The organism is Roseateles aquae, assembly GCF_032337115.1.
Lineage (GTDB): Bacteria > Pseudomonadota > Gammaproteobacteria > Burkholderiales > Burkholderiaceae_C > Roseateles_C > Roseateles_C aquae.
Genome location: NZ_JAVXZY010000002.1, coordinates 327,759 through 339,319, shown reverse-complemented (window position 1 = coordinate 339,319; position 11,561 = coordinate 327,759). Strand labels below are relative to the sequence as shown.

General features: G+C 66.3%; 10 protein-coding genes. 6 read left to right on the top strand and 4 right to left on the bottom strand.

All coding sequences use genetic code 11. From position 1 onward, the window contains the following. Window positions 1–34 precede the first annotated feature (34 nt). The 4 genes from RQP53_RS06785 (at window position 35) to trmB (ending at window position 3,888) form a co-directional block, all read left to right on the top strand. Window positions 35–874: a purine-nucleoside phosphorylase gene (locus RQP53_RS06785; RefSeq protein WP_315649466.1), complete on the top strand. Its 840-nt coding sequence runs from the start codon at window positions 35–37 to the stop codon at window positions 872–874. Window positions 875–908: 34 nt separating this feature from the next. Continuing rightward, window positions 909–1,694 carry a deoxyribose-phosphate aldolase gene (gene deoC, locus RQP53_RS06780; RefSeq protein ID WP_315649465.1) on the top strand — a complete coding sequence of 262 codons (786 nt, stop codon included), beginning with the start codon at window positions 909–911 and terminating at the stop codon, window positions 1,692–1,694. A gap of 47 nt (window positions 1,695–1,741) precedes the next feature. Then, window positions 1,742–3,061, top strand: coding sequence for a thymidine phosphorylase (gene deoA / locus RQP53_RS06775; RefSeq protein WP_315649464.1), 1,320 nt, complete (start codon window positions 1,742–1,744; stop codon window positions 3,059–3,061). Between the two features lie 131 nt (window positions 3,062–3,192). After that, the gene (trmB, locus tag RQP53_RS06770) at window positions 3,193–3,888 is read left to right on the top strand and encodes a tRNA (guanosine(46)-N7)-methyltransferase TrmB (protein ID WP_315649892.1); all 696 of its coding nucleotides are present in this window, start codon (window positions 3,193–3,195) and stop codon (window positions 3,886–3,888) included. 83 nt (window positions 3,889–3,971) lie between these two features. On the opposite strand, the gene RQP53_RS06765 is transcribed toward trmB, so the two are convergent. Continuing rightward, on the bottom strand, window positions 3,972–6,158 hold the full coding sequence (locus RQP53_RS06765; RefSeq protein ID WP_315649463.1) for a WD40/YVTN/BNR-like repeat-containing protein: 2,187 nt from the start codon (window positions 6,156–6,158) through the stop codon (window positions 3,972–3,974). Between the two features lie 182 nt (window positions 6,159–6,340). Between RQP53_RS06765 and coaBC the strand changes: the two genes are divergently transcribed. Both coaBC and dut read left to right on the top strand, forming a co-directional pair. Beyond that, window positions 6,341–7,585, top strand: coding sequence for a bifunctional phosphopantothenoylcysteine decarboxylase/phosphopantothenate--cysteine ligase CoaBC (gene coaBC / locus RQP53_RS06760; protein WP_315649462.1), 1,245 nt, complete (start codon window positions 6,341–6,343; stop codon window positions 7,583–7,585). 13 nt (window positions 7,586–7,598) lie between these two features. Further along, window positions 7,599–8,048 (top strand): dUTP diphosphatase, encoded by a 450-nt coding sequence (dut, locus tag RQP53_RS06755; protein WP_315649461.1) that lies wholly within the window; start codon window positions 7,599–7,601, stop codon window positions 8,046–8,048. Between the two features lie 131 nt (window positions 8,049–8,179). Here dut and RQP53_RS06750 read toward each other — a convergent pair whose 3' ends face one another. Genes RQP53_RS06750 through RQP53_RS06740 form a run of 3 tightly spaced genes read right to left on the bottom strand, consistent with a single transcriptional unit; the run spans window position 8,180 to window position 11,542 of the window. Further along, window positions 8,180–8,701 carry an FKBP-type peptidyl-prolyl cis-trans isomerase gene (locus RQP53_RS06750; protein ID WP_315649460.1) on the bottom strand — a complete coding sequence of 174 codons (522 nt, stop codon included), beginning with the start codon at window positions 8,699–8,701 and terminating at the stop codon, window positions 8,180–8,182. A gap of 4 nt (window positions 8,702–8,705) precedes the next feature. Beyond that, the gene (locus RQP53_RS06745) at window positions 8,706–10,121 is read right to left on the bottom strand and encodes a sensor histidine kinase (RefSeq protein ID WP_315649459.1); all 1,416 of its coding nucleotides are present in this window, start codon (window positions 10,119–10,121) and stop codon (window positions 8,706–8,708) included. Beyond that, complete coding sequence (locus RQP53_RS06740) at window positions 10,121–11,542, bottom strand: sigma-54-dependent transcriptional regulator (protein WP_315649458.1); 1,422 nt, start codon at window positions 11,540–11,542, stop codon at window positions 10,121–10,123. Before RQP53_RS06740 ends, RQP53_RS06745 begins: the two co-directional genes overlap by 1 nt. Between the last annotated feature and the right edge of the window lie 19 nt (window positions 11,543–11,561).

Here is an 11,561-nt window from a genome sequence, read left to right as displayed (position 1 = left end):
GGTCGGCCCTGACCCCAGCCATGGAGAGAACATCATGTCCAACGATTTGAATACGCGCATCGACGCCAGTGTGGCCCGCCTGCAAGCCGAGTTTGGCGCAGCGCCCGAGGTGGCCGTGGTGCTGGGTTCCGGCTGGGCCGGTGCGGTGGACCAGGTGCAGGACGCCAAGCATCTGGCCTACGGCGAGCTGAGCGCCTTCCCGCAACCCAAGGTCGAGGGCCATGTCAGCGAGGTCGTCGTCGGCCGCATGGGCGAGCAGCGCGTCATCATGCTGCGTGGCCGTGCCCACACCTACGAGAGCGGCGAGTGCACCGGCATGGCTGGCGCGCTGCGTACGCTCAAGCGCTGGGGCGTCAAGGCCCTGGTGCAGACCAATGCCTCGGGCAGCCTGCGCCCGCACATGCCGCCGGGCAGCCTGATGCTGATTGCCGATCACATCAACGCGCCGCAGCGCTCGCCGCTGGTCGGCGAGCCGGGCAGTGAGCGCTTTGTCGACATGAGCACCGCTTACGACCTGGAGTTGCGCCAGCACGCCAAGAAGATCGCCCAGGCCAGCAATCTGATGCTGGGCGAGGGCACCTATGTCTGGGCGCTGGGCCCGCAGTTCGAAACGCCGGCCGAGATCCGCATGTTCGCGGCCTGGGGTGCCGATGCCGTGGGCATGAGCACCGTGCCCGAAACCATTCTGGCTCGCCATGCCGGCCTGCGCGTGATGGGCATGGCGCTGATGACGAATATGGCCGCCGGCCTGTCGGCCGAAGCGCTGACCCATGCGCTGACGCTGCAGCAGGCGGCCGTCAGCGGCGAACGTGCGGCCCAGTTCCTCGCCCAGGTGGTGGCCGGCTTGGCCGAGTTGCCCTCGCTGCGCAGCTGAAGCCGCGGCGGTGATCACAAGGGAGGAGTCGTCAATGAGCGAGTCAAAGAACGAACAGCGCCTGACGCACGAAGAAGCGGCCCGCCTGGCGCTGCAGTGCCTGGACCTGACCAGCCTGAACGATGGCGATACCGAGGCGGACATCGAACGCCTCTGCCTGCGTGCGCAGAGCCCGTTCGGCGCCGTGGCCGCCGTCTGTGTCTGGCCGCGTTTCGTGGCGCTGGCGCGCCGGCTGTTGCCGGCCGAGATCCAGGTCGCGGCGGTGGCCGATTTCCCCGACGGTGCGCTCGACGTACCGCGCGCGCTGGCCGATGTGGCAGCCATTGCCCAGGCCGGCGGCAACGAGGTCGATGTGGTGCTGCCCTACAAGGCCTTGATCGCCGGCCAGCAGACCGAGGTGGCCGAGTTCCTGGCCGAGGTGCGCCATGCCAGCCGGCCGCTGACGCTGAAGGTCATCATCGAAAGCGGTGAGCTGGCCACGCCGGAGCTGATAGCGCAGGCGACCCGGCTGGCGCTGATGGCCGGTGCCGATTTCGTCAAGACCAGCACTGGCAAGTCGCGCGTCTCGGCCACGCCGGAGGCAGCGGCCATGATGCTGCAGGAGATTGCCGCCAGCGGCCTGCCGGCGGCCGGCTTCAAGGCCTCGGGCGGCATCCGCAGCGTCGAGGACGCACGCGTCTACCTCGAACTTGCGGCCGCCAAGCTCGGTCGTGAGGCCCTGCAGCCACGCCGCCTGCGCTTCGGCGCCAGTGGCCTGCTCGATGCCATCGAGGCGCAGCTGCGCGGCGAGGGCACGCAGCGCTCGAATGCCGCTTACTGATGCCTTGTTGACGTTTGTTTTTTCCACCTCTTGAACGGACACGCAGTTTGATGCTGGCTCAAGAAATCATCCGCGCCAAGCGCGACGGCCACGCGCTGAGCGAGGCACAGATCCAGTCCTTTGTACAGGGCCTCACCGATGGCAGCTGGAGCGAAGGGCAGGTGGCCGCGCTGGGCATGGCGGTGTTCCTGCGCGGCATGGGCCGCGACGAAGCGGTAGCGCTGACCCGCGCGATGATGCATTCTGGCCGTGTCATGGCCTGGCCCGATATGCCAGGCCCGGTGCTGGACAAGCATTCCAGCGGCGGCGTCGGCGACAAGGTCAGCCTGATGCTGGCGCCCATGGTGGCGGCCTGCGGCGGCTATGTGCCGATGATTGCCGGCCGCGGCCTGGGCCACACCGGCGGCACCGTCGACAAGCTGGAGGCCATTCCCGGTTACAACACCATGCCGCCGCCGGCCGAGTTCGATCGCCTGGTGCGCAAGCTCGGCTGCGCCATCATTGGCCAGACCGGCGATCTGGCACCGGCCGACAAGCGCTTCTACGCCACCCGTGACGTGACGGCCACGGTGGAAAGCGTGCCGCTGATCACCGCGTCCATCCTGTCCAAGAAGCTGGCGGCGGGGCTGCAGGGCCTGTCCATGGACATCAAGTGCGGCAACGGCGCCTTCGCCAGCACGCCGGCTTTTGCGCAGGAACTGGCCGAGAGCATCGTCGCCGTGGCCGGCGGTGCCGGGCTCAAGACACGGGCGCTGATCACCGACATGAACCAGGTGCTGGGCTACGAGGTTGGCAATGCGCTGGAAATCGACGAGACGATTGCTTACCTCAAGGGTGAGCGCGTCGAGCCACGCCTGCATGAGGTGACGCTGGCGCTGGCCGCCGAGATGCTGGTGCTCGGTGGCCTGGCCGCCGACAGCGCCGCGGCACGGCTGAAGCTGCAGGCGGCGCTGGACAGCGGTGCAGCGGCCGAGAAGTTCGCGCAGATGGTTGCCGCCCTCGGTGGTCCGGCCGATCTGCTCGAGCGCAGCAGCCACTACCTGCCGGCCGCGCCGCTGCGCCTGCCGGTGCCGGCCCCGCGCGCCGGTGTGCTGACGCAAATGGCCACCCGCGATATCGGCCTGATCATCGTCGAGATGGGCGGGGGGCGTCGCCAGGCCAGCGATGGCATCGACTTCGGTGTTGGCCTCTCGCAGGTACGACCCTTGGGCAGCAGCTTGGCGGCCGGCGAGCCGATGGCTTTCGTTCACGCCAACACGCAGGCTCAGGCCGAGCGCGCCATTGCCAGCTATCAGGCCGCTTGCACGCTGGCCGAGCCGGGCACGGCCTGGCAAGACGGACCCATCGTCATGGGCGTGGTCGGCTGATCACGGCGGCTGAGCTCGGCCCTCGCTGCGCGCTGGCCTAAAATCCCACCCCCGCCGCCCCGCTACCGAGGGCGGCCCCAGAGAGCCGCAGCATGAACGACGCAAGACCTGACACCCCTGAGAGCGCAGAGATGGCCGAGAGCGAGGCGGCCGCCGCGCAGCGCCGGGGCATCAAGAGCTTTGTCGTGCGTGCCGGTCGCATGGGTACCGGCCAGATCAAGGCGCTGGCCGAGCTGGGCCCGCGCTTCGTGTTGCCCTACCAGCCGGCCGCGCCGCTGAACTACGAGGCGGTGTTCGGCCGCCAGGCCCCCGTGGTGCTGGAGATCGGCTTTGGCATGGGCGGCGCCACGGCGCAGATTGCGCAGACGCTGGCCGACCACGACTTCATCGGCTGCGAGGTGCATGAGCCGGGCGTCGGCGCGCTGCTGAAGCTGATTGGCGAGCAGGGCATTCCGAATATCCGCATCTTCCAGCACGATGCCGTCGAGGTGCTGGAGCAGATGATTCCCAAGGCCAGCCTGGCCGGCATCCACATCTTCTTCCCCGATCCCTGGCACAAGAAGCGCCACAACAAGCGCCGGCTGATCCAGCCGGCCTTTGTGGCCAAGCTGGTCGAACACCTGGCGCCGGGCGGCTATCTGCATTGCGCCACCGACTGGCAGCCCTACGCCGAGCAGATGCTCGAAGTGCTGGGCGCAGAGCCGCAGTTGCAGAACACCGCAGAGAGCTATGCCGAGAAGCCGGCCTACCGGCCGCTGACCAAGTTCGAGAACCGTGGCATCAAGCTGGGCCACGGCGTCTGGGATCTGGTGTTCAGGCGGCGCTAAGCCAACTTTTTGTCGGCTTTGAATCGATTGGCAGGTGCAGCAGGCAGCCCCTGCCGCCTGCGTATTGCACCTTCGGCTAAAGTTCAGTAGCCAGAACCTTGCATGATCACGCCGTTGTCTCCAGCCACGAAAGGCGTACGGGAGTCGGCAAAGGCGATGGCATACCAAAAGAACGGATAGCCCGACAAGTCCTTAGACCAGGTCTGGCCTCCATCGGTGGTATGCAGAACCACGCCTGCACCACTCACTAGTCCGAGGCTGCCATCTGACGAGAAGGACACTGCCAACAGATGCTTGTCAGTGCCGACGTCGACCGCATTCCAGCTCCTACCGGCGTCCGTGCTCTTCAAGAGCCTGCCGCGCGTCGTTACAGCAAACGCTGTTTGTGCATCCGACCAACTGATGCTGTAGACCCATTCTGTGAGTCCCGACACCTGGGTCCAGGTCAGGCCTGCATCCTCGCTACGAAGCATGGTGCCAAATCCCCCCGCCAACACGACGTTCCCGCGGATGGCGAAGACTCCGAACCTATCTGTTCCTGGCGCTCGGACCATCGTCCAACTCGCGCCTGCATCTGTGCTCCTGAACATGCCATTCTGACCTGCGAGCAGACCCCACCCGGCAGGCGAGAAGGCGACGGCGCTAAAGTCGCCCCAAGGTAGGCTGTTGATCTTCTGCCAAGATCTCCCACCATCTGTGCTGCGCACCGCAGAGCTCCCCACTAGGACTGCAGTTGTCGGGTTGGCGAAGGCAACCTTTTCCAATACTCCATTGGCAATGGATGCGTCTAGATTGGTCTTTGTCCACGACTGACCACCATCAACCGTGAAGAGCACATCGTGGGCGCTGACGGCCAATCCATTCTGTCGATCCGAGAATGCAAGGCTGCTGAACTGATGGCGCTTCATATCGCCGTCGGCAGTCTTGAAAACAGCCGACCAGCTTGCGCCGAAGTCGACACTCCGCATGATTTGCCCGGCTACATCGACCGCTAGACTCAAACCGCTACTCGACAGCGCAAGACCCTGTGGCATGAAATTTCTGAAGCTCGGCGTGTCGAGCCAGCTTCGGCCGCCGTCTTCTGTGCGCGCCGAGCCATCCAGAGTCAAGCCGTGAGTACGGTCGGCAAACCGCACACCGGTCGAGCGCTGCTGGGCAAACATAGTCTCCCAAGTCCAAGTGGCTCCACCGTCTGCGCTGCGGCCGACGGAGCGCCCCTTCCAGCCGTCCCCGAAGGCGTAAATGGTATTGGCGTCAACAACACCAACGGCCCACAGGCCTAGGTCCTCGACTGTCTTTGGCTTGAAGTCAACTTCCGTCCAGCTGAACCCATCGTCGTTGCTCTTCCAGGCATTCAAGTTCCCGTTGTGAGTCCTGTCCCAGCCTGTGGCAATGCAGACCTGGGAGTTGCATTCAAGGGTATTGAGTGCGCCAACGGCGACAGGCTTGGTCTCCTGCCAGGTTAATCCGCCGTCGGATGTGCGATATGCCTTCCCGGTGGCGTCTGCTGCAATGCCCACTTGAGATGTGCGAAACGCGAGTAGCAGTCCATCGCCCCAAGGTGCGGGCAATTGGGACCAAGTGGCTCCGGCGTCGCTAGATCGCATGAATACCTTGGGGCCGCTGGCTACCAGAGTCTGCGAATCTGTCACCAGCAGTTGAGTCAGACGCGGCGCATCGTTGCGGCTTCTGCGAATGTGTGTCCAGGTGAGGCCGCCATCAACGCTGCGCACAATGGTCCCATTGCTGCCAACTGCCACGGCAACCTTTCCGTCGTCGACCCAGCGGACGCTGTTGAGTTCCGCGCCAATGAAAGACGGGGACTTGAAGCTCCAACTGATGTTTGGGGCGACATGCAAGGTAGCGACTGCACTGGTGATTGCACTGCCGCCAGCCGATGGGGCTATGACCGCTCGATACTGGTGACCGTCGTCCTCAACGCTGGTGGTGGGAAGCGCAAAGCTCGCTGAGGTAGCACCCGAGATGTCGATCCAGTTTCCATTTGACAGGGCTTGCCACTGGATGCTTGCAGTTCCCTCGACGCTGATACTGAAGCTTGCAGCCTTGCCGGCGACAACGCTCTGATCGGTCGGCTGAGCCTTGATCGAAGTCACTGGCCTGGTGTCGCCGGGCTGATTGGGCTGGGCATTGGAACCACCAGCACCGCCGCCACCGCCTCCGCAGCCGGAAAAGAGAAGGCTCAGCGTGACGGTGAGCATGAACACAGAATGTGAACGACGCACTGCGTCGCTGAAGCGTATTGCTTCCATGGGTTTCCTCCGTTTGGCGCGCCTGGTTTGGCGTCTAGGTTTTGCTGAACGCACGCCGCTCCGGTGTTGGCGCGGCATCGCGGGCGGGAGAATAGCAGCAGATGCAAACCACGCTGTCGCGAGGGCTCTGCTTGGACATCGCCAGCCTCATTGGTGATGTGGAGGGCTGGTAGAGTTGAGGCATGTCCCAATTGGAAAAACTGCAGATGCAGGGAAAGCATGTGCTGCTCGGCCTCTCCGGCGGCATCGCCTGCTACAAGATTGCCGAGTTGACGCGGCTGCTGGCCAAGGCCGGTGCGACGGTGCAGGTGATGATGAGCGAGGCCGCCGAGGCCTTCATCACGCCGGTGACGATGCAGGCGCTGTCCAACCGCCCCGTCTACAGCAGCCAGTGGGATGCGCGCGAGGCCAACAATATGGCCCACATCAATCTGAGCCGCGAGGCCGATCTGATGCTGATTGCGCCGGCCAGTGCCGACCTGATCGCCAAGCTGGTGCAGGGCCGCGCCGATGATCTGCTCAGCCTCACTGCACTGGCGCGGCCCATCGAACGCTGCCCGCTGCTGGTGGCACCAGCGATGAACCGCGAGATGTGGGCCCATCCGGCCACGCAGCGAAATATCGCGCAGCTGCGTGCCGATGGGGCGACGGTGCTCGGTCCGGCCGCGGGCGATCAGGCCTGTGGCGAGGTCGGCGATGGCCGGATGCTGGAAGCGCAGGAACTGCTTGATGAGCTGATCGCCTTTGTGCAGCCCAAGCTGCTGGCCGGCAAGAGGCTGCTGATCACCGCCGGCCCGACCTTCGAGCCGATCGACCCGGTGCGCGGCATCACCAATCGCTCCAGCGGCAAGATGGGCTTTGCGCTGGCGCGTGCGGCGGCCGAGGCCGGCGCCGAGGTGACGCTGGTGGCCGGCCCGGTGCACCTGGCCACGCCGCACGGGGTGCGGCGCATCGATGTGCAAACGGCGCTGCAGATGCATGAGGCCGTGCTGCCCCGCGCCGCCGCCCACGACATCTTCATCGCCACCGCCGCCGTGGCCGACTGGCGCCCGGCGACGATGAACGAGCACAAGATCAAGAAAGACAAGAGCCCCGACGCGCCCAAGAGCGCGCCGGTGTTCGAGCTGACCGAGAACCCGGACATCCTGGCGGCCGTGGCGGCCTTGCCCGACAAGCCTTTCTGCGTTGGCTTTGCCGCCGAGAGCCAAGACCTGATCAAGCATGCGCGCGACAAGCTGCAACGCAAGGGCGTGCCGCTGATCGTCGGCAATCTGGGCCCGGCCACCTTTGGTCGCGATGACAACGCGCTGGTCCTGGTGGACGCCGACGGCGAGCGCCATCTACCCGCCGACGGCCAGGCCCGCGACAAGCTGAGCCTGGCCCGCGAACTGGTGGCCGACATTGCCCGACGTCTCCACGCCTCCTGAACTCAAGCCCCCAATGACGACGATTGACATCAAAGTGCTCGACGCCCGCATGGCCGAGCAACTTCCCACCTATGCAACCCCCGGCAGCGCTGGCCTCGATCTGCGCGCCTGCCTCGATGCGCCGGTGACGCTGGAGCCCGGTCAGACCTTTCTGGTGCCCACCGGCCTGGCCATCCACATCGGCGACCCGGGCCTGGCGGCCATGATCCTGCCGCGCTCGGGCCTCGGCCACAAGCATGGCATCGTGCTGGGCAATCTGGTCGGCCTGATCGATTCAGACTACCAGGGCCAGCTGATGGTCAGCTGCTGGAACCGCGGCCAGACGACCTTTGTGATCAACCCGCTGGAGCGCATCGCCCAGCTGATCATCGTGCCGGTGGTGCAGGCGCAGTTCCGTGTTGTCGACGACTTCGACGCCAGTGCGCGCGGCGAAGGCGGATTCGGCTCGACAGGCAAGCACTGAAGCGTTCTTGAGCAGACCACAGAGACACGGAGGCACAGAGGCAACACAGAGCAACGCGGAGAGCGCGGCAGTCGCTGCCACTCCCTCATGCGTCTCCGTGTCTCTGTGTCTCTGTGGTTGGTTCTTGGTGTTCAGTGCAGCGGCTCGTCCGGCGGGGCGCCGTTGACGATGCTGAATACCGCCTCGCCGAGGCTGCCGACGGCGATTTCTTCCTCGCTGGCTTCGCGCACATCGCGCACACGCAGATGCATGCGCAGGCCGATGCCGGCCAGCGGGTGGTTGCCATCCAGCACCACGTGCTGCGGATAGACCTCGGTGACGGTGTAGATGGCCTCGGCCGGCATGTTCTCGGTCACCGCGCCTTCGGGCAGGCCTTCGAACTGCATGCCGACCTCGACGTTCTCGGGCAGCACCGAGCGGGCCTCGAAGCAGACCAGGGCCGAGTCGTACTCGCCGAAGGCGTCCTCGGGCTCCAGCGCCAGGCTGGTCTCGAAGCCGGCCTCCTGGCCGTTGATCGCTTCCTCGACCTTGGCGAACAGGTCGTCGCCGCCGTAGAAGAACTCCAGGGGTTCGGCCAGTTCGTCGATCAACTGGCCTTGGGCGTCCTCAAGTCTCCAGCTCAGGGAGACGACGCAGGGGGCTGAAATTTGCATGCCGCTATTGTTTCACAGCCGCCTCGGCGGCTGCCGGCACAGCGCTGGCGAAACAAAGCCGCGCCTCACTGCCCGGCCCGTTGCGGCGCGGCAGCAGTTGCAGGCTGCCCTGGTGAGCCTCGGCGATCTGCCGCGCCAGCACCAGGCCGATGCCGCTGCCGCCCGGCTTGGTGGTGTAGAAGGGCACGAAGAGATTCGCCGGATTGGCCAGACCGCAGCCGCGGTCCAACAGGCTCAGCTGCAGCGGCTGGCGCTGTATCACCAGGCTGAGCGGTGCACCGCCGGCCTCGATGCCGTTCTTCAGCAGATTGATCATCAGCTGCTCGATCAGCGCGGCGTCGCCGTAAAACGGCAAAGGGGCCGTCTGATCATCAAGCGGCAAGACCTGACCCTCGCCGTGCTCGCCGGCGTCGATCTGCAGCGTCAAGCCGGCCTCGGGCAGCAGGGCTGGCAGCCGGCGCAGCTGAGCGAGCAGATCAAACGGGACTCGGTGCGGTGCAGGCGGCCGGGCCAGCTGCGCATAGCGCTGGACGAAGTCGCCGAGGTGGCGGGCACGGTCCTCGATCAGGCCGAGCGCTTCCAGGCTGTCCCGGCGCTGCTCTTCGCTCATGGGCGGCTGCCCTTCGTTGCGCAGGCTGCCCGCCACCAGATTGCTGAGGCTGACGATCGGTGCCAGTGAGTTATTGACCTCATGGCTGAGCACGCGCAGCAGGCGTTGCCAGGCCTGCAGCTCCTGCTCGCGCAGCACCTGTTTCAGGTCGGTGACGAAGAGCAGCTGATGTGGCTGGCCGGCAATCTCGTAGCGCTGGTGGCGCAGCTGCCAGAGGCCGGCGGCGCCTGCGAAGACATGCTCCAGCGTCGAGCTGTCGGCCGGGCTTTCTGCCGCTTGCAGCAGGGGCAGCAGGCCCAGCTCGGCGGCTGGGCGGCCGAGCAGCTGATCGCTGCCGCGCTGCAGCAGGCGCTGCGCCGTTGGGTTGGCCAGCTGCAGCCTTTGTTGTCTATCGAAGGCGAACACCGCCACATCGATATGGCGCAGCACATTGTCGGCCAGGCCGCTGGCCGCCAAGGCTTGCTGGCGCTGCTGGTGCAGGCGGTCGATCAGCTGGTTGAGCTGGCGGCCGAGCAGGTCGTCGGCGCCATCCTGGCGCAGCCGCTGGCTGTAGTCGCCAGCGGCAATGCCCTCGATCACATTGCCCAGCAGCTGGCGCTGGAATTCGGCCCGGGCACGCAGCGCGACGGCCGAGCCCAACCAGGCCAGCGTGCACAACAGTATCAACAGCACTTTCGGGTAGATCAGCCAGGGCAGGCCGGCCAGCAGCCAGACGGCCAGCGCCCAGGCGGGTGCCCCGCCCGCGAGCGCCAGCAGGAACTGCCGCTGGGCAAAGCCGCGCAGCAGGCCAGCGGGTTGAGGGCTTGCCATCACAGCTGGTACTTTTCCAGCCGGCGGTAAAAGGCCGAGCGGCTCAAGCCCAGCGCCTGCGCCGCCTGCAGGGCATTGCCGCCGTGGCGGCGCAGCGCCGTGCGTATCAGCAGCTTCTCGGCCTCTTCGAGTGTGAGTTCGCTGCCGTCAAAGGCGTTCGCCGTCGCGGCGGGTGCGGCCGGCATGGACGGCGTGGACGGCGTGGACGGTGTGGACGGCGTGGAAAGGGCCAGATCGCTCGCCTGAATCTGCGCGCCGGCGGCCAAGAGGCTGACGCGTTCCATGCAATGCGCCAGCTCGCGCACATTGCCGGGCCAGTTGTGCTGAAGCAGGGCCTGTCGCGCTGCTTCGCTGAGCGTCTTGGCCGGCCGCTGGTAGCGCGCTGCATGGCTGGCCAGGTAATGCTCGGCCAGCGCCAGCACGTCGGCGCCGCGCTCGCGCAGCGGTGGCAAATGCAGCTGCACGCTGTTGATGCGGTAGAGCAGATCGCGGCGGAACAGGCCCTGTTCGACCATGGCCGTCAGATCGGCGTTGCTGGCGGCGATCAGGCGCACATTGGCGTGCCGTGGCCGCACCGAGCCCAGCCGTTCGTACTGGCCGCCCTCCAGCACCTGCAAGAGCTTGGCCTGCTGGGGCAGGGAGAGGTTGCCGATTTCATCCAGGAAGAGCGTGCCGCCATCGGCCAGCTCGAAGCGGCCGAGTCGGGTCTGCTTGGCATCGGTGAAGGCGCCGCGCTCGTGGCCGAACATCTCGCTCTCAAACAGGGTGTCGGGAATGGCACCCATGTTCACGCTGATGAAGGTGCCGTCGCTGCGGGCCGACTGGCGATGGATGCTGTGCGCCAGCTGGCTCTTGCCGCTGCCGTTCTCGCCGGTGATCAGCAGCGTGACATCGGCGCTGGCCACCGCGGCCACCCGGCCCATCAAGGTCTGCATGGCGGGCGAGCTGCCTATCCAGGGGCGGTCGCCGGCGGCCATCAGCAGGGCGTTTTCCGCCGCGAGGCGCTGGGCACGACGTTGGCTGTCGCGCAGCGCCAGCTGGCTGCGGATCTGCGTGGCCAGGCGCTGGTTGTCCCAGGGCTTCTCGATGAAGTCCTGCGCGCCGCCTCGCATCGCCTCGACCGCCAGCGCCACCGAGCCAAAGGCCGTCATCGCGATGATGGGCAGCTGGGGGTCCAGGGTCCTGACGCTTTCGATCAGCGTCAGGCCTTCCTTGCCCGAGGTGGTGTCGCGGCCGTAGTTCATATCGGCCAGCAGCAAGCCGTACTCGCGCTCGCGCAGCAAGGCCAGCGCCTCGGCCGGCGAGGCGGCCAGCTCGGCCTGCAGCCCTTCGCTCTTCAGGAACAGCCGCAGCGCGCTGCGCACCGCGGCGTCGTCGTCGGCCACCAGAACGGGCAGGGCAGGGGCAGGCAGCGGCGTCATTGATCGCGGGCAGTGGTGG